Annotated in this window: 27 protein-coding genes and 1 pseudogene; all 28 read right to left on the bottom strand. The window is 57.7% G+C overall.

Annotated features, from left to right (window positions below):
* Positions 1 to 75: 75 nt before the first annotated feature.
* Positions 76 to 699, bottom strand: coding sequence for a 30S ribosomal protein S4 (gene rpsD / locus J7548_RS19430; protein WP_290977862.1), 624 nt, complete (start codon positions 697 to 699; stop codon positions 76 to 78).
* 175 nt (positions 700 to 874) lie between these two features.
* Complete coding sequence (gene rpsK, locus J7548_RS19425) at positions 875 to 1,279, bottom strand: 30S ribosomal protein S11 (protein ID WP_050469922.1); 405 nt, start codon at positions 1,277 to 1,279, stop codon at positions 875 to 877.
* Positions 1,280 to 1,322: 43 nt separating this feature from the next.
* Entirely contained in the window at positions 1,323 to 1,688 is a 366-nt protein-coding gene (gene rpsM, locus J7548_RS19420) for a 30S ribosomal protein S13 (RefSeq protein ID WP_196872240.1), read from the bottom strand.
* A 28-nt stretch (positions 1,689 to 1,716) separates the two neighbouring features.
* Positions 1,717 to 1,830 (bottom strand): 50S ribosomal protein L36, encoded by a 114-nt coding sequence (rpmJ, locus tag J7548_RS19415; RefSeq protein WP_013232189.1) that lies wholly within the window; start codon positions 1,828 to 1,830, stop codon positions 1,717 to 1,719.
* A gap of 30 nt (positions 1,831 to 1,860) precedes the next feature.
* Entirely contained in the window at positions 1,861 to 2,079 is a 219-nt protein-coding gene (gene infA / locus J7548_RS19410; RefSeq protein WP_005663428.1) for a translation initiation factor IF-1, read from the bottom strand.
* Between the two features lie 34 nt (positions 2,080 to 2,113).
* Complete coding sequence (gene secY, locus J7548_RS19405) at positions 2,114 to 3,445, bottom strand: preprotein translocase subunit SecY (RefSeq protein WP_290977854.1); 1,332 nt, start codon at positions 3,443 to 3,445, stop codon at positions 2,114 to 2,116.
* A gap of 19 nt (positions 3,446 to 3,464) precedes the next feature.
* Positions 3,465 to 3,899 (bottom strand): 50S ribosomal protein L15, encoded by a 435-nt coding sequence (gene rplO, locus J7548_RS19400; protein ID WP_290977852.1) that lies wholly within the window; start codon positions 3,897 to 3,899, stop codon positions 3,465 to 3,467.
* A gap of 26 nt (positions 3,900 to 3,925) precedes the next feature.
* Positions 3,926 to 4,105 carry a 50S ribosomal protein L30 gene (gene rpmD / locus J7548_RS19395; RefSeq protein WP_057289740.1) on the bottom strand — a complete coding sequence of 60 codons (180 nt, stop codon included), beginning with the start codon at positions 4,103 to 4,105 and terminating at the stop codon, positions 3,926 to 3,928.
* 10 nt (positions 4,106 to 4,115) lie between these two features.
* Positions 4,116 to 4,634, bottom strand: a complete 519-nt coding sequence (gene rpsE / locus J7548_RS19390) for a 30S ribosomal protein S5 (RefSeq protein WP_290977848.1) — start codon at positions 4,632 to 4,634, stop codon at positions 4,116 to 4,118.
* Between the two features lie 11 nt (positions 4,635 to 4,645).
* Positions 4,646 to 5,008: a 50S ribosomal protein L18 gene (rplR, locus tag J7548_RS19385; protein ID WP_050469965.1), complete on the bottom strand. Its 363-nt coding sequence runs from the start codon at positions 5,006 to 5,008 to the stop codon at positions 4,646 to 4,648.
* Between the two features lie 12 nt (positions 5,009 to 5,020).
* Complete coding sequence (gene rplF / locus J7548_RS19380) at positions 5,021 to 5,554, bottom strand: 50S ribosomal protein L6 (RefSeq protein WP_290977846.1); 534 nt, start codon at positions 5,552 to 5,554, stop codon at positions 5,021 to 5,023.
* 10 nt (positions 5,555 to 5,564) lie between these two features.
* A complete protein-coding gene (rpsH, locus tag J7548_RS19375; RefSeq protein ID WP_290977843.1) occupies positions 5,565 to 5,960 on the bottom strand; it encodes a 30S ribosomal protein S8 in 396 nt (131 codons plus the stop codon).
* 14 nt (positions 5,961 to 5,974) lie between these two features.
* Complete coding sequence (gene rpsN, locus J7548_RS19370) at positions 5,975 to 6,280, bottom strand: 30S ribosomal protein S14 (protein ID WP_290977841.1); 306 nt, start codon at positions 6,278 to 6,280, stop codon at positions 5,975 to 5,977.
* 7 nt (positions 6,281 to 6,287) lie between these two features.
* Positions 6,288 to 6,827, bottom strand: coding sequence for a 50S ribosomal protein L5 (gene rplE, locus J7548_RS19365; RefSeq protein WP_290977839.1), 540 nt, complete (start codon positions 6,825 to 6,827; stop codon positions 6,288 to 6,290).
* 5 nt (positions 6,828 to 6,832) lie between these two features.
* Positions 6,833 to 7,147 carry a 50S ribosomal protein L24 gene (gene rplX, locus J7548_RS19360; protein WP_290977837.1) on the bottom strand — a complete coding sequence of 105 codons (315 nt, stop codon included), beginning with the start codon at positions 7,145 to 7,147 and terminating at the stop codon, positions 6,833 to 6,835.
* A gap of 9 nt (positions 7,148 to 7,156) precedes the next feature.
* Positions 7,157 to 7,525 carry a 50S ribosomal protein L14 gene (rplN, locus tag J7548_RS19355; protein ID WP_006464924.1) on the bottom strand — a complete coding sequence of 123 codons (369 nt, stop codon included), beginning with the start codon at positions 7,523 to 7,525 and terminating at the stop codon, positions 7,157 to 7,159.
* A 198-nt stretch (positions 7,526 to 7,723) separates the two neighbouring features.
* A complete protein-coding gene (rpsQ, locus tag J7548_RS19350; RefSeq protein WP_141917789.1) occupies positions 7,724 to 7,996 on the bottom strand; it encodes a 30S ribosomal protein S17 in 273 nt (90 codons plus the stop codon).
* Positions 7,993 to 8,184: a 50S ribosomal protein L29 gene (gene rpmC / locus J7548_RS19345; RefSeq protein ID WP_290977831.1), complete on the bottom strand. Its 192-nt coding sequence runs from the start codon at positions 8,182 to 8,184 to the stop codon at positions 7,993 to 7,995. The genes rpsQ and rpmC overlap by 4 nt, the downstream gene beginning before the upstream one ends.
* Before the next feature lie 12 nt (positions 8,185 to 8,196).
* Positions 8,197 to 8,616, bottom strand: coding sequence for a 50S ribosomal protein L16 (gene rplP, locus J7548_RS19340; protein WP_290977829.1), 420 nt, complete (start codon positions 8,614 to 8,616; stop codon positions 8,197 to 8,199).
* Positions 8,617 to 8,618: 2 nt separating this feature from the next.
* Positions 8,619 to 9,434 (bottom strand): 30S ribosomal protein S3, encoded by an 816-nt coding sequence (rpsC, locus tag J7548_RS19335; protein WP_290977827.1) that lies wholly within the window; start codon positions 9,432 to 9,434, stop codon positions 8,619 to 8,621.
* Positions 9,435 to 9,443: 9 nt separating this feature from the next.
* Positions 9,444 to 9,776: a 50S ribosomal protein L22 gene (rplV, locus tag J7548_RS19330; RefSeq protein ID WP_175354815.1), complete on the bottom strand. Its 333-nt coding sequence runs from the start codon at positions 9,774 to 9,776 to the stop codon at positions 9,444 to 9,446.
* 6 nt (positions 9,777 to 9,782) lie between these two features.
* Positions 9,783 to 10,058 (bottom strand): 30S ribosomal protein S19, encoded by a 276-nt coding sequence (gene rpsS, locus J7548_RS19325; RefSeq protein ID WP_007875308.1) that lies wholly within the window; start codon positions 10,056 to 10,058, stop codon positions 9,783 to 9,785.
* A gap of 10 nt (positions 10,059 to 10,068) precedes the next feature.
* A complete protein-coding gene (gene rplB, locus J7548_RS19320; RefSeq protein WP_290977821.1) occupies positions 10,069 to 10,896 on the bottom strand; it encodes a 50S ribosomal protein L2 in 828 nt (275 codons plus the stop codon).
* On the bottom strand, positions 10,896 to 11,213 hold the full coding sequence (gene rplW, locus J7548_RS19315; RefSeq protein WP_290977820.1) for a 50S ribosomal protein L23: 318 nt from the start codon (positions 11,211 to 11,213) through the stop codon (positions 10,896 to 10,898). Before rplW ends, rplB begins: the two co-directional genes overlap by 1 nt.
* A complete protein-coding gene (gene rplD / locus J7548_RS19310) occupies positions 11,210 to 11,830 on the bottom strand; it encodes a 50S ribosomal protein L4 (RefSeq protein WP_290977819.1) in 621 nt (206 codons plus the stop codon). The genes rplW and rplD overlap by 4 nt, the downstream gene beginning before the upstream one ends.
* Before the next feature lie 3 nt (positions 11,831 to 11,833).
* Positions 11,834 to 12,490 (bottom strand): 50S ribosomal protein L3, encoded by a 657-nt coding sequence (gene rplC / locus J7548_RS19305; protein WP_290977938.1) that lies wholly within the window; start codon positions 12,488 to 12,490, stop codon positions 11,834 to 11,836.
* A 163-nt stretch (positions 12,491 to 12,653) separates the two neighbouring features.
* Positions 12,654 to 12,971, bottom strand: coding sequence for a 30S ribosomal protein S10 (gene rpsJ / locus J7548_RS19300; protein ID WP_006464935.1), 318 nt, complete (start codon positions 12,969 to 12,971; stop codon positions 12,654 to 12,656).
* A 90-nt stretch (positions 12,972 to 13,061) separates the two neighbouring features.
* Positions 13,062 to 13,376: pseudogene (gene tuf / locus J7548_RS19295) on the bottom strand (elongation factor Tu); the annotation flags it as partial.

Genomic DNA, 13,376 nt, shown 5'->3' with positions numbered 1-13,376 from the left:
ACCGATAAGGCTGATGGCTTTCGGAAAAATGCCCACCAGGAAGGTGGGCACGGGTGATACTTGCTACTTTGCGGATTAACGCGAATACAGTTCGACGATCAGCGATTCGTTGACGTCGTTGGCGATCTCGCCGCGGTCCGGGGACGACTTGAAGGTGCCTTCGAACTTCTTGGCATCGACGGCAACCCACGACGGGAAACCGGATTGCTCAGCCAGCGACAGGGCTTCAGCGATACGCACTTGCTTCTTGGCCTTTTCGCGCACGGCGACGACGTCACCGGCCTTGACCGAGTAGGAAGCGATGTTGACCACGATACCGTTGACGGTCAGCGCCTTGTGCGAAACCAGCTGGCGCGCTTCAGCGCGGGTCGAGCCGAAGCCCATGCGGTAGACGACGTTGTCCAGGCGCGATTCCAGCAGCTTCAGCAGGTTTTCGCCGGTGTTGCCCTTGCGGCGGTCGGCTTCAGCGAAGTAGCGGCGGAACTGGCGTTCGAGGACGCCGTACATGCGCTTGACCTTCTGCTTTTCGCGCAGCTGGTTGCCGTAGTCGGAGGTGCGGGCGCCCGAAGTGCGGCCGTGCTGGCCCGGCTTGGAGTCCAGCTTGCACTTGGAATCCAGCGAGCGGCGTGCGCTCTTCAGGAACAGGTCGGTGCCTTCGCGGCGGGAGAGTTTTGCTTTGGGTCCGATATAACGTGCCACAGTATTTCCTTTGTTTAAATGACGTCCCTTACGGCCGGACGCTAGTCTGACCTGCTTGCAGCCAGACAGTGGTCTTAAGAACAAAACCCGCCAAGGTCATTGGCGGGTGGTTTCCAGCGCTTTGCGGGGTGACTTTTCAGCCAAATCCCGCAAAAGCGCAAGATTATACTACAACTTAGATGCGACGGCGCTTCGGCGGACGGCAACCGTTGTGCGGAACCGGAGTCACGTCCTGGATCTGGGTGATCTTGATGCCCAGGTTGTTCAGAGCGCGCACTGCGGATTCACGGCCAGGGCCCGGGCCCTTGATACGCACTTCCAGGTTCTTGATGCCGCATTCGATCGCGACCTTGCCGGCTGTTTCAGCAGCGACCTGGGCAGCGAACGGAGTCGACTTGCGCGAACCCTTGAAGCCAGCACCACCCGAAGTCGCCCACGACAGGGCGTTGCCCTGACGGTCGGTGATCGTGATGATGGTGTTGTTGAACGAAGCGTGAACGTGTGCGATACCTTCAGCAACGTTCTTCTTTACTTTCTTACGAACACGCGATGCTGCTGCGTTGTTGGGGGACTTTGCCATAATGATTTCCTTGAATCCGACCAGTGACTAGCGCCTGCCGGGATTATTTCTTCAGCGATTGAGCGGCCTTGCGCGGACCCTTGCGAGTACGGGCGTTGGTGCGGGTACGTTGGCCACGCACCGGCAGACCACGACGGTGACGCAGGCCACGGTAGCAGCCCAGGTCCATCAAACGCTTGATGTTCATGGACAGTTCGCGGCGCAGGTCGCCTTCCACGACGAACTTGGCGATTTCGTCACGCAGCTTTTCCAGCTCGTTATCGTCCAGGTCCTTGACCTTCTTGTTGGTCGGAACGCCGGTTGCGGCACAGATGTCTTCTGCGCGCGGACGGCCAATACCATAGATGGCGGTCAGGCCGATCACGGTGTGCTGATGGTTGGGGATGTTGACCCCTGCAATACGTGCCATTCGTTATTCCTCGATCAATAACGTTAAATTAACCCTGGCGCTGCTTATGGCGGGGTTCGGTGCAGATCACGCGAACGATGCCATTGCGCTTGATGATTTTGCAGTTGCGGCAGATCCGCTTGACTGATGCGAGCACTTTCATTGTGGCCCTCTTTCTTTCAATGTTTCACTGTTACTTGGTTCGGAACACGATACGTGCCCGGCTCAAATCGTAAGGCGTCAGTTCCACCGTTACCTTATCGCCTGGCAGGATGCGGATATAGTTCATCCGCATCTTCCCGGAAATATGGCCGAGTACAACGTGACCGTTTTCCAACTTAACCCTGAATGTCGCGTTGGGGAGATTTTCAAGAATCTCGCCCTGCATCTGAATAACGTCGTCTTTTGCCATTCCCGTTTTCTTCTTTCACTGGGGACCGGTCCGCTTAGCGCGGGGTCATGCCGCCTTTGAAATTAGCCTTGCGGAGCAACGATTCATACTGCTGCGACATTACATAATTCTGCACCTGGGCCATGAAATCCATCGTCACGACCACGATGATCAAGAGCGATGTGCCACCGAAGTAGAACGGCACCTTCCAGCGGGCGATCAGGAACTCGGGCAACAGGCAGACCAGTGTGATATAGACCGCACCAGCCAGTGTCAGACGCATCAGGATCTTGTCGATATAACGCGCCGTCTGGTCACCCGGGCGGATACCCGGAACAAATGCACCACTCTTCTTCAGGTTATCTGCCGTTTCCTTGCTGTTGAACACCAGCGCGGTATAGAAAAAGCAGAAGAACACAATTGCGATCGCATACAACAGCGCATGGATCGGCTCGCCCGGCGCCATCGACGCTGCCAAATCCTTCAGAAAACGAATGAAGGGATTGGACGTGTCGCCCGACGTGAACCAGCTCGTGATCGTCGCCGGGAACAGGATGATCGACGATGCGAAGATCGGCGGAATCACGCCTGCCATGTTCAGCTTCAGCGGCAAGTGGCTGCTTTGGCCGCCGTAGATCTTGTTGCCGACCTGACGCTTGGCGTAGTTCACCAGGATCTTGCGCTGGCCGCGTTCAATGAACACCACCAGGAAGGTCACCAGCGCCACGATCACGCAAATCAGGATCGCCGACAACGCGCTCATCGAACCCGTGCGCACCAGCTCGAACAAACCGCCCAACGCATTCGGCAGGCCTGCCGCGATACCGGCGAAGATGATGATCGAGATGCCGTTGCCCAGACCACGCTCGGTAATCTGCTCACCCAGCCACATCAGGAACATCGTGCCGGTCACCAGCGTCACCACCGTGGTCAGGCGGAACGCCAGACCCGGATCCAGCACCAGGCCGGCTTGCGATTCCAATGCCACCGCAATGCCCAGCGCCTGGAACGTCGCCAGCACCAGGGTGCCATAACGCGTGTACTGCGTGATCTTGCGACGGCCGGCCTCACCCTCTTTCTTCAGCGCTTCCAACTGCGGCGAAACCACCGACAGCAGTTGCATGATGATCGATGCCGAAATGTACGGCATGATCCCCAGCGCAAAGATCGTGAAACGCGACAGAGCACCACCGGAGAACATGTTGAACATGCCCAGGATGCCGCCCTGGTTTTGCTTGAACAATTGAGCCAGCTGCGTCGGATCGATACCCGGAACCGGGATATGCGCACCGATGCGATAGACGACCAACGCTCCCAGCAGGAACCACAAACGGCCCCATGGGAAGCCTTTTGCGGCGCCTTTCGCTAATTGAGGAGTAGTTGCCAATTAATGCTCCGAGCCCGGATCACTCGCCGACGGAACCGCCAGCGGCTTCGATTGCAGCCTTGGCACCCTTGGTTGCGATCAGGCCCTTGACGGTCACCTTCTTGGTCAGCTCGCCAGCCTTGATGATGCGCACGACACGAGCCAGTTCCGACACCAGGCCGGCTTGCTTCAGTGCCAGCACGTCGATCTCGGCGACGGGCAGCTTTTCCAGGTCCGACAGGCGCACTTCAGCCTTGAACGGCGTTGCCAGCGACTTGAAGCCGCGCTTGGGCAGACGACGTTGCAGGGGCATCTGGCCGCCTTCGAAGCCGACCTTGTGGAAACCGCCCGAACGCGACTTCTGACCCTTGTGACCGCGGCCGGCGGTCTTACCCAGACCGGAACCGATGCCACGACCGACGCGACGCTTAGCGTGCTTCGCGCCTTCTGCGGGTTGGATTGTGTTTAATTCCATGATTCGCTCCGTTCGCAAGCTCTCGCTTACGAAACAACTTTCACAAGATAGGACACTTTGTTGATCATGCCGCGCACCGACGGGGTGTCTTGCAGCTCGGAAACCGAGTTGACGCGACGCAGACCCAGACCGCGCACGGTTGCGCGGTGATCCTGACGAGTACCGATCAGACCCTTGACCAGCTTGACTTTGATTGTGTTAGCCATCTGAATCACCTTAGCCCAGGATTTCTTCGACCGACTTGCCGCGCTTGGCAGCAACTTCAGCCGGAGTGTTCATCTTCGACAGACCGTCGAGGGTGGCACGGACCATGTTGTAGGGGTTGGTCGAACCGGTCGACTTGGCCACCACGTTGGTCACGCCCATCACTTCGAAGATCGCCCGCATCGGGCCGCCGGCGATAACGCCGGTACCGTCCTTGGCCGGCGACATCAGCACCGACGAGGCGCCGTGCTTGCCGTTGACGGTGTGCTGCAGGGTGCCGTTCTTCAAGGTGACCTTGATCATCTTGCGACGGGCTTCTTCCATTGCCTTCTGCACGGCGACCGGCACTTCCTTCGACTTGCCCTTGCCCATGCCGATACGGCCATCGCCGTCACCGACCACTGCCAGCGCAGCGAAACCCATGATACGGCCGCCCTTCACCACTTTGGTGACGCGGTTGACCGCGATCATCTTCTCGCGCATGCCGTCATCAGGCTTGTCGCTTTGCGTTTTCGATTGCATTTTTGCCATGATGATTATCCTTAGAACTTCAGGCCGGCTTCACGCGCAGCTTCAGCCAGCGCTTTGACGCGACCGTGATAACGGAAACCCGAGCGGTCGAATGCGACTTCAGTCACACCAGCCTTCAGGGCCTTTTCCGCAACGCGCTTGCCGATCAGTGCTGCGGCAGCGGCGTTGCCGCCCTTGCCGGACTGGCCAGCCAGCTGGGCGCGGACTTCCGCTTCCAGGGTGGAGGCCGAAGCCAGCACGTTCGCATCGGGGCCGATCACGCTGGCGTAGATGTGCGTGTTGGTACGATGCACGGCCAGACGATTGACCTTCAGTTCTGCGATCTTGGCGCGAGTTTGCGTCGCGCGGCGCAGACGAGATTGTTTCTTATCCATCATCAACCCCTATTACTTCTTCTTGGTTTCTTTGAGAGTCACCACTTCGTCAGCGTAGCGAACACCCTTGCCCTTATAGGGCTCGGGTTCGCGGTACGCGCGAATTTCAGCGGCGACCTGACCAACCACCTGGCGATCGATACCCTTGATCAGGATTTCGGTCTGAGTCGGGGTTTCGCACTTGATGCCGGCGGGCATCTGGTGAACGATGGGGTGCGAGAAGCCCAGCGACAGGTTCAGCTTGTCGCCTTGTGCTTGTGCACGGAAACCCACGCCAACCAGCGTCAGCTTCTTTTCGAAGCCCTTGGTGACGCCGTTGACCATGTTGTTGACCAGGGCACGCAGGGTGCCCGACATCGCATTCGCTTCGCGGCTGTCGTCAGCCACTTCGAAGGTCAGCGAGCCATTGTTGTTTGCCACCTTGACCTTGTTGGTCAGCGGCTGCGTCAACGAACCCAGCGGGCCCTTGACGGTGATCTGCGCTGCAGTGATGGTCGCTTCCGCGCCATTCGGCAGTGCAACAGGCATTTTACCTACACGAGACATCTTGCACTCCTTAGGCCACGTAGCAAATCACTTCGCCACCGACACCGGTTGCGCGTGCTTTGCGGTCAGTCATCACGCCGCGCGGGGTGGACACAATCGCCACGCCCAGACCGTTCATGACGTTCGGGATTTCATCCTTGCCCTTGTAGATGCGCAGGCCCGGACGGGACACGCGCTCCAGGCGCTCGATGACCGGACGGCCAGCGTAATACTTCAAACCAATTTTCAACTCGGCCTTGCCTTCAGCGGCAACGACGGCGAAATCTTCGATATAGCCCTCGTCCTTCAGGACGTTGGCAATGGCAACCTTCACTTTGGAAGACGGCATGACGACGGTGGTCTTGTTCACGCCTTGCGCATTGCGGATACGGGTCAGCATATCGGCGATAGGATCGCTCATACTCATTGCTTCTTCTCCTATTACCAGCTAGCTTTGGTCAAACCCGGGATTTCGCCGCGCATGGCGATTTCACGGACCTTGATACGGCCCAATCCGAACTTGCGGAAAGTACCACGGGGACGGCCAGTCAATGCGCAACGGTTGCGCTGACGGGTCGGAGCCGAGTTACGGGGCAGCGCTTGCAGCTTCAGGCGCGCTTCGTAACGTTCTTCATCCGACTTCGATTGGTCGTCGATAACAGCCTTCAACTCGGCGCGCTTGGCGGCGTACTTCTTCACCATTGCTGCGCGCTTTTGTTCACGGTTAATCAGTGCCAGTTTTGCCATGGCATCCTCAGTTTCTGAACGGGAATTTAAATGCGGCGAGGAGCGCTTTCGCTTCGTCGTCGGTCTTTGCAGTCGTGGTGATGCTGATGTTCATGCCACGCAGCGCATCGATCTTGTCGTACTCGATTTCGGGGAAAATGATCTGCTCTTTCACGCCGATGTTGTAGTTGCCACGACCGTCGAACGCACGACCCGACACGCCACGGAAGTCACGCACGCGCGGCAGGGCCACGGTGATCAGACGATCCAGGAATTCGTACATGCGCGCGCCACGCAGGGTCACCATGCAACCGATCGGGTAACCTTCACGGATCTTGAAACCCGCGATCGCCTTACGCGCCTTGGTCACCACCGGCTTCTGGCCGGCGATCTTGGTCAGATCGCCCACTGCGTGCTCGATGATTTTCTTGTCCGCAACCGCTTCCGACAGACCCATGTTCAGGGTGATCTTCAGGATGCGCGGAACTTCCATTACCGACTTGTACGAATACTTCGAAGTCAAGTCAGCAACGACTTTATCTTTATAGAACTGTTGAAGACGTGCCATGATGTTTAAACCTTAACGACTTCGCCGTTGGACTTGTAGGCGCGGACTTTCTTGCCGTCCACTTCCTTGTAAGCCACACGATCTGCCTTGCCGGAAGCTGCGTTGAACAACGCAACGTTCGACACATGAATTGGCATCAGCTTATCGACGATGCCGCCAGTTGCACCAGTCATCGGGTTCGGGCGAGTCGCCTTCTTAGCGACGTTGACGCCTTCCACAATGACGTAATCGGCGCTGACGCGAGCAGCCACGACGCCGCGCTTGCCCTTGTCTTTGCCGGTCAACACGATGACTTCATCGTTTTTACGAATCTTTGCCATGACCACTCCTTACAGAACTTCAGGTGCCAGGGAGACGATCTTCATGAAGCGTTCTGTACGCAGCTCACGAGTCACCGGCCCAAAGATACGGGTGCCGATCGGCTCCAGCTTGGCGTTCAGCAGGACGGCTGCATTACCATCGAACTTGACCAGCGAACCATCCTGACGACGCACGCCCTTGGCGGTACGAACGACGACAGCGTTATAAATTTCACCCTTCTTGACGCGACCACGCGGCGCTGCGCTCTTGACAGTAACCTTGATCACGTCGCCAATGCCCGCATAGCGGCGCTTGGAACCACCCAAGACCTTGATGCACAGGACTTCGCGCGCACCAGTGTTGTCGGCCACTTCGAGCCGGCTTTCAGTTTGAATCATGATATTTTCTTTCCCAACTTAATCCGTGATTCGCACGATGCGAAACCCGGTCAGTCTTGGTCCTGTTAGCAAGCGAACTCGCTAGTTAGGGGACGAATAGCTACTTTTTTATCCTCTTTTGCAGGCAGGGCGCAGCAAAAGAGTAGCTCGATATTATGGCAGCATAATATCGAGCGCGCAAGAACTACTTTTTACTACTTATACGATTTGTGCTTCTTGTACAACGCGTGTCACAGTCCAGGCTTTGGTCTTGGAGACCGGACGGCCTTCCTGGATTTCGACAGTGTCGCCGGCCTTGGCCGTGTTCGACTCGTCATGTGCGTGGTACTTCTTGGTACGCACGATGATCTTGCCGTACAGCGGGTGCTTGACGTGACGCTCGATCAGGACGGTAACAGTCTTGTCCATCTTGTCGGACACAACTTTGCCAATCAGCGTGCGCTTGAGCGCTTGTTTCACTTGATCGTTCATTGTTGACCCTTCGAGTTGATCACAGTTTTCACACGCGCGATGTCGCGACGTACTTTCTTCAGCTGTGCGGTATTGTTCAGTTGCTGGGTTGCAATTTGCATACGCAGGCTGAACTGGGCCTTCAACAACTCGCCCAGTTCCTTTTCCAGCGATGCCTTGTCCTTACCGCGGAGTTCAGATGCTTTCATTTCCGCTCCTAATTATTGACCGACTTGACGAACAACGAAAGTCGTCGACAGCGGCAATTTGGCGGCAGCCAAACGGAACGCCTCGCGCGCCAGAGTTTCGTCGACACCGTCCATCTCGTACAGTACCTTACCCGGCTGGATTTCGGCCACGTAGTACTCCGGGTTACCCTTACCGTTACCCATACGCACTTCAGCAGGCTTCTGGGAAATTGGCTTGTCCGGGAACACGCGGATCCAGATACGGCCACCGCGCTTGATGTGACGGGTCATCGCACGACGAGCAGCTTCGATCTGACGGGCGGTGATACGGCCGCGGCCGGTTGCCTTCAGACCAAAGTCGCCGAACGACACAGCGGTACCGCGGGTGTGCGAAATACCGGTGTTACGACCTTTTTGTTCTTTACGATATTTTCTACGTGCTGGTTGCAGCATGATTATTCTCCTGCTTTCTCAGCCGACACACCGGCATCGGCACCCTGAGCACGGCCACCACGCTTCGCGCCGGCGCCAGGAGCGCCAGTCTTGGAGCGGGGACGTGCGCCCGGCTTACCGTCGTCACGACGCGGACCACGACGCTTCTTGTCGTCTTCCGGCTCGCCGACCAGCACCGGGGATTCGCCGTTTGCCAGGCGATCGCCCTTGTAGACCCACACCTTCACACCGATGATGCCGTAGGTGGTTTCAGCTTCGCCGAAACCGTAGTCGATATCGGCGCGCAGGGTGTGCAGGGGCACACGGCCTTCGCGGTACCATTCGGTACGTGCGATTTCGATGCCGTTCAGACGGCCCGACGACATGATCTTGATGCCTTGTGCGCCCAGACGCATTGCGTTCTGCATCGCACGCTTCATGGCGCGACGGAACATGATGCGCTTTTCGAGCTGCTGGCAGATCGAATCGGCGATCAGCTGAGCATCGGCTTCCGGCTTGCGGATTTCTTCGATGTTGACGTGCACGGGCACGCCCATCAGCTTGGCCAGTGCCGACTTCAGCACTTCGATGTCTTCGCCCTTCTTGCCGATCACAACGCCCGGACGGGAGCTGTAAATGGTGATGCGGGCGTTCTTGGCCGGACGCTCGATCACGACGCGGCCAACCGAAGCGTTCTTCAGCTTCTTCTTCAGGTAAGCACGGACCTTCAGGTCTTCGTTGAGCATTTCGGCAAAGTTGTTATTGCCGGCGTACCAACGCGAACCCCAATTACGTGTAACCGCCAGACGGAAACCGGTTGGATGAATCTTCTGTCCCATCGTGACTCCTTAGTTTCCGACGGTCACGTAAATGTGACACGATTGCTTGGAAATACGATCACCACGGCCCTTTGCACGCGCTGTGAAGCGCTTCAGGACCGCACCCTTTTCCACATAAATGGTCTTGACTTTCAGCTCGTCAATGTCAGCGCCATCATTGTGCTCGGCGTTCGCGATTGCGGACTCCAGAACCTTCTTGATGATCGCCGCGCCCTTTTTGGGGCTGAAGGCCAAGATATTCAGTGCCTGATCAACTTTTTTACCGCGGATCAGGTCTGCAACCAGGCGACCCTTCTGGGCCGACAGGTGCACACCGCGCAGGTTAGCTTTAGTTTCCATCATAGGACCTTATTTCTTAGCCTTCTTATCGGCGGCGTGACCCTTGAAAGTACGGGTCAGCGCGAATTCGCCGAGCTTGTGACCAACCATGTTTTCCGACACATAGACCGGCACGTGCTGCTTGCCGTTATGCACCGCGATCGTCAGGCCGATGAAGTCCGGCATGATGGTCGAACGACGCGACCAGGTCTTGATCGGCTTCTTGTCCTTGGTTGCCTGGGCAGCCTCAACCTTTTTCACCAGGTGGGCGTCGCAGAACGGACCTTTTTTCAATGAACGTGTCATGTTTTATCCCTTATTTCTTTCCGCGACGCGAGACAATCATCGAAGTCGTGCGCTTGTTGCTGCGCGTCTTCTTGCCCTTGGTCTGCTGGCCCCACGGCGAAACCGGATGACGGCCCGCTGCGGTACGGCCTTCACCACCACCGTGCGGGTGGTCGATCGGGTTCATGACCACGCCACGAACGGTCGGGCGGATACCGCGCCAACGCGTCGCACCGGCCTTGCCGATCTTGCGCAGGTTGTGTTCGCCGTTGCCGACTTCACCGATGGTGGCGCGGCATTCGATGTGAACGCGGCGCACTTCGCCGGAACGCAGACGAACCTGGGCGTAGGTGCCTTCACGTGCCATCAGCACCACAGCGGCGCCGGCGGTACGTGCGATCTGGGCGCCCTTGCCCGGCAGCATTTCCACGCAGTGGATAGTGGTACCCACGGGGATGTTGCGGATCGGCAGGGTGTTGCCCGACTTGATCGGCGCTTCCGAGCCGCTGATCAGCTGGTCGCCCACGGTCAGGCCCTTGGGAGCGATGATGTACTTACGCTCGCCGTCCGCGTAGCACAGCAGTGCGATGTGCGCGGTACGGTTCGGGTCGTATTCGATACGCTCGACCTTGGCAGGAATACCGTCCTTGTTGCGACGGAAGTCGACAACGCGGTAGTGCTGCTTGTGGCCACCGCCGATGTGGCGGGTGGTGATGTGACCGTTGTTGTTGCGGCCAGCGGTCTTGGACTTCTTTTCGACCAGCGATGCCAGCGGACGGCCCTTGTACAGGTCGGCATTGACGACCTTGACCATACCGCGCCGGCCGGGCGAGGTCGGCTTAACTTTTACGAGTGCCATTATTTAGCCTCCTCGGTGAAGTTGATTTCTTGGCCCGGCTTCAGGCTCACGAACGCGCGGCGGGTGTGGTTGCGACGGCCCATGGTACGGCCCGAGCGCTTTTGCTTGCCCTGGCGGTTCGCCACTTGCACGGACTCAACTTCCACCTTGAACAGCAGTTCGACGGCAGCCTTGACTTCCAGCTTGGTTGCATCCTTGGCGACCAGGAAGACGACTTGCTCGTTCTTCTCGGCCACGAAGGTTGCCTTTTCAGAGATGACCGGCGCCAGCAGCACCTTCATCAGGCGCTCTTCGCTATGTTTCACGATTGCGTTCATGCCAGCAACTCCTCAATCTTGGCCAGCGCCGCCTTGGTCACCAGGACGTTCTTGTAGAACACCAGCGACACAGGATCAGCTTGACGCGGCTCGACCACCAGCACGCCCGGCAGGTTGCGGGAGGCCAGCAGCAGGTTTTCGTCCAGGCTGTCAGTAATAACCAGCACCGAATCCAGACCCATGCCCTTCAGCTTTTGCGACAGCAGCTTGGTCTTCGGCGCTTCCACGGCGAAGTTCTCGACCACCGACAGACGGCCTTCGCGTGCCAACTGGGAGAGGATCGAGCAGACGCCTGCGCGATACATCTTCTTGTTGACCTTGTGCGAGAAGTTCTCGTCAGGCGAGTTCGGGAAAATGCGACCACCACCGCGCCACAGAGGCGACGAGGACATACCGGCACGTGCGCGGCCAGTACCCTTTTGACGCCACGGCTTCTTGGTGGTGTGGCTGACTTCTTCACGATCTTTTTGCTTGCGGTTGCCGCTGCGAGCATTGGCTTGGTAAGCAACCACGACCTGATGGATCAGGGCTTCGTTGTAGTCGCGGCCGAAAATGGTATCCGGTGCGGCGACGTTCGAAGCAGCTTGACCTTGGTCATTCAGGAGCTTCAGTTCCATTGATTAGGCTCCCTTCTTCGCTTTGACTTTGACTGCCGGCGAAACGATCACTTGACCGTTCTTGGCGCCAGGAACAGCACCCTTGACCAGCAGCAGCTGGCGCTCTGCGTCGACGCGAGCGATTTCCAGGTTCTGCACGGTGGTGGTGACGTCACCCAGGTGACCGGTCATGCGCTTGCCAGGGAACACGCGGCCCGGATCCTGCGCCATACCGATGGAGCCAGGAACGTTGTGCGAACGCGAGTTACCGTGGGTTGCACGACCCGACGAGAAGTTGTAACGCTTGATGGTACCGGCGTAGCCCTTACCGATCGACACGCCTTGCACGTCGACCTTCTGGCCGGCTTCAAACAGGGCGATGCCAACGGCGTCGCCTGCCTTGAACTCGGCAGCTTTAGCGGCGTCAACACGGAATTCTTTGAGGACGGTACCAGCTTCAACGCCAGCTTTGGCGTAGTGGCCGGCAGCGGCTTTGGTCACGCGGGAAGCGCGACGTTGACCGAAGGTCACCTGAACAGCGGAATAACCATCCACTTCAGGCGTTTTGATTTGTGTCACGCGGTTGTTGGACACGTCCAGCACGGTCACAGGGATCGAATCCCCATCTTCCGTGAAGATGCGCATCATACCAACCTTGCGACCAACAAGGCCCAGGCTCATTGTTTTCTCCATTCCCGCCTGCGATTGGGCGGGGCTGATGTTCGTACTACCAATAATTGCGGATTCTGCAGACGCAAAACCCACATCGAAGCCGAGCATTATAGCCCGGAATAAAAAAACGCACAACCATAGGTTGTGCGTTTTTCCAACACATTGCCTGCTTTTATTGCAGCTTGATTTCTACATCAACGCCAGCGGGCAGGTCCAGCTTCATCAATGCGTCAACCGTCTTGTCGGTCGGATCGACGATATCCATCAGGCGCTGATGGGTACGGATTTCGAACTGGTCGCGCGAAGTCTTGTTGACGTGCGGGGAACGCAGGACGTCGAAGCGCTGGATGCGGGTCGGCAGGGGAACCGGGCCCTTGACGACAGCGCCGGTACGCTTGGCGGTGTCGACGATTTCCAGTGCGGACTGGTCGATCAGACGATAGTCGAATGCTTTCAGACGGATACGGATTTTTTGGCTAGGAACCGACATGATTTTCCTTTAAAGAACGAACCGGGGATGGGGTCATCCCCGGCGATGATAAAAATTGCTACGGGTATTACAGGTAGTGCAATCCGACGATTAGTCGAAGATCTTGGCGACGACGCCGGCGCCGACGGTACGACCGCCTTCACGGATAGCGAAACGCAGGCCTTCTTCCATCGCGATCGGGTTGATCAGTTGCACGGTGATCGACACGTTGTCGCCCGGCATGACCATTTCCTTGTCCTTCGGCAGCTCGATCGCGCCGGTCACGTCCGTGGTACGGAAGTAGAACTGCGGACGGTAGTTGTTGAAGAACGGGGTGTGACGGCCGCCTTCGTCCTTCGACAGAACATAGATCTCGCCGGTGAAGTGCTTGTGCGGCTTGATCGAACCCGGCTTGGCCAGAACCTG

Source organism: Herbaspirillum sp. (genome assembly GCF_017744395.1).
Classification (GTDB): Bacteria; Pseudomonadota; Gammaproteobacteria; order Burkholderiales; family Burkholderiaceae_D; genus Herbaspirillum.
The sequence above is the reverse complement of the archived record's forward strand: the minus strand, read 5'-3'. Positions and strand labels throughout refer to the sequence as shown.

Excerpts from the sequence above, each read along its gene's own strand:
- rpsK (WP_050469922.1), bottom strand. The coding sequence starts at position 1,279 with ATGGCAAAGTCCCCCAACAACGCAGCAGCATCGCGTGTTCGTAAGAAA.
- rpsM (WP_196872240.1), bottom strand. The coding sequence starts at position 1,688 with ATGGCACGTATTGCAGGGGTCAACATCCCCAACCATCAGCACACCGTG.
- rpmJ (WP_013232189.1), bottom strand. The coding sequence starts at position 1,830 with ATGAAAGTGCTCGCATCAGTCAAGCGGATCTGCCGCAACTGCAAAATC.
- infA (WP_005663428.1), bottom strand. The coding sequence starts at position 2,079 with ATGGCAAAAGACGACGTTATTCAGATGCAGGGCGAGATTCTTGAAAAT.
- rplO (WP_290977852.1), bottom strand. The coding sequence starts at position 3,899 with ATGGAATTAAACACAATCCAACCCGCAGAAGGCGCGAAGCACGCTAAG.
- rpmD (WP_057289740.1), bottom strand. The coding sequence starts at position 4,105 with ATGGCTAACACAATCAAAGTCAAGCTGGTCAAGGGTCTGATCGGTACT.
- rpsE (WP_290977848.1), bottom strand. The coding sequence starts at position 4,634 with ATGGCAAAAATGCAATCGAAAACGCAAAGCGACAAGCCTGATGACGGC.
- rplR (WP_050469965.1), bottom strand. The coding sequence starts at position 5,008 with ATGGATAAGAAACAATCTCGTCTGCGCCGCGCGACGCAAACTCGCGCC.
- rplF (WP_290977846.1), bottom strand. The coding sequence starts at position 5,554 with ATGTCTCGTGTAGGTAAAATGCCTGTTGCACTGCCGAATGGCGCGGAA.
- rpsH (WP_290977843.1), bottom strand. The coding sequence starts at position 5,960 with ATGAGTATGAGCGATCCTATCGCCGATATGCTGACCCGTATCCGCAAT.
- rpsN (WP_290977841.1), bottom strand. The coding sequence starts at position 6,280 with ATGGCAAAACTGGCACTGATTAACCGTGAACAAAAGCGCGCAGCAATG.
- rplE (WP_290977839.1), bottom strand. The coding sequence starts at position 6,827 with ATGGCACGTCTTCAACAGTTCTATAAAGATAAAGTCGTTGCTGACTTG.
- rplX (WP_290977837.1), bottom strand. The coding sequence starts at position 7,147 with ATGGCAAAGATTCGTAAAAACGATGAAGTCATCGTGTTGACCGGCAAA.
- rplN (WP_006464924.1), bottom strand. The coding sequence starts at position 7,525 with ATGATTCAAACTGAAAGCCGGCTCGAAGTGGCCGACAACACTGGTGCG.
- rpsQ (WP_141917789.1), bottom strand. The coding sequence starts at position 7,996 with ATGAACGATCAAGTGAAACAAGCGCTCAAGCGCACGCTGATTGGCAAA.
- rpmC (WP_290977831.1), bottom strand. The coding sequence starts at position 8,184 with ATGAAAGCATCTGAACTCCGCGGTAAGGACAAGGCATCGCTGGAAAAG.
- rplP (WP_290977829.1), bottom strand. The coding sequence starts at position 8,616 with ATGCTGCAACCAGCACGTAGAAAATATCGTAAAGAACAAAAAGGTCGT.
- rpsC (WP_290977827.1), bottom strand. The coding sequence starts at position 9,434 with ATGGGACAGAAGATTCATCCAACCGGTTTCCGTCTGGCGGTTACACGT.
- rplV (WP_175354815.1), bottom strand. The coding sequence starts at position 9,776 with ATGATGGAAACTAAAGCTAACCTGCGCGGTGTGCACCTGTCGGCCCAG.
- rpsS (WP_007875308.1), bottom strand. The coding sequence starts at position 10,058 with ATGACACGTTCATTGAAAAAAGGTCCGTTCTGCGACGCCCACCTGGTG.
- rplB (WP_290977821.1), bottom strand. The coding sequence starts at position 10,896 with ATGGCACTCGTAAAAGTTAAGCCGACCTCGCCCGGCCGGCGCGGTATG.
- rplW (WP_290977820.1), bottom strand. The coding sequence starts at position 11,213 with ATGAACGCAATCGTGAAACATAGCGAAGAGCGCCTGATGAAGGTGCTG.
- rplD (WP_290977819.1), bottom strand. The coding sequence starts at position 11,830 with ATGGAACTGAAGCTCCTGAATGACCAAGGTCAAGCTGCTTCGAACGTC.
- rplC (WP_290977938.1), bottom strand. The coding sequence starts at position 12,490 with ATGAGCCTGGGCCTTGTTGGTCGCAAGGTTGGTATGATGCGCATCTTC.
- rpsJ (WP_006464935.1), bottom strand. The coding sequence starts at position 12,971 with ATGTCGGTTCCTAGCCAAAAAATCCGTATCCGTCTGAAAGCATTCGAC.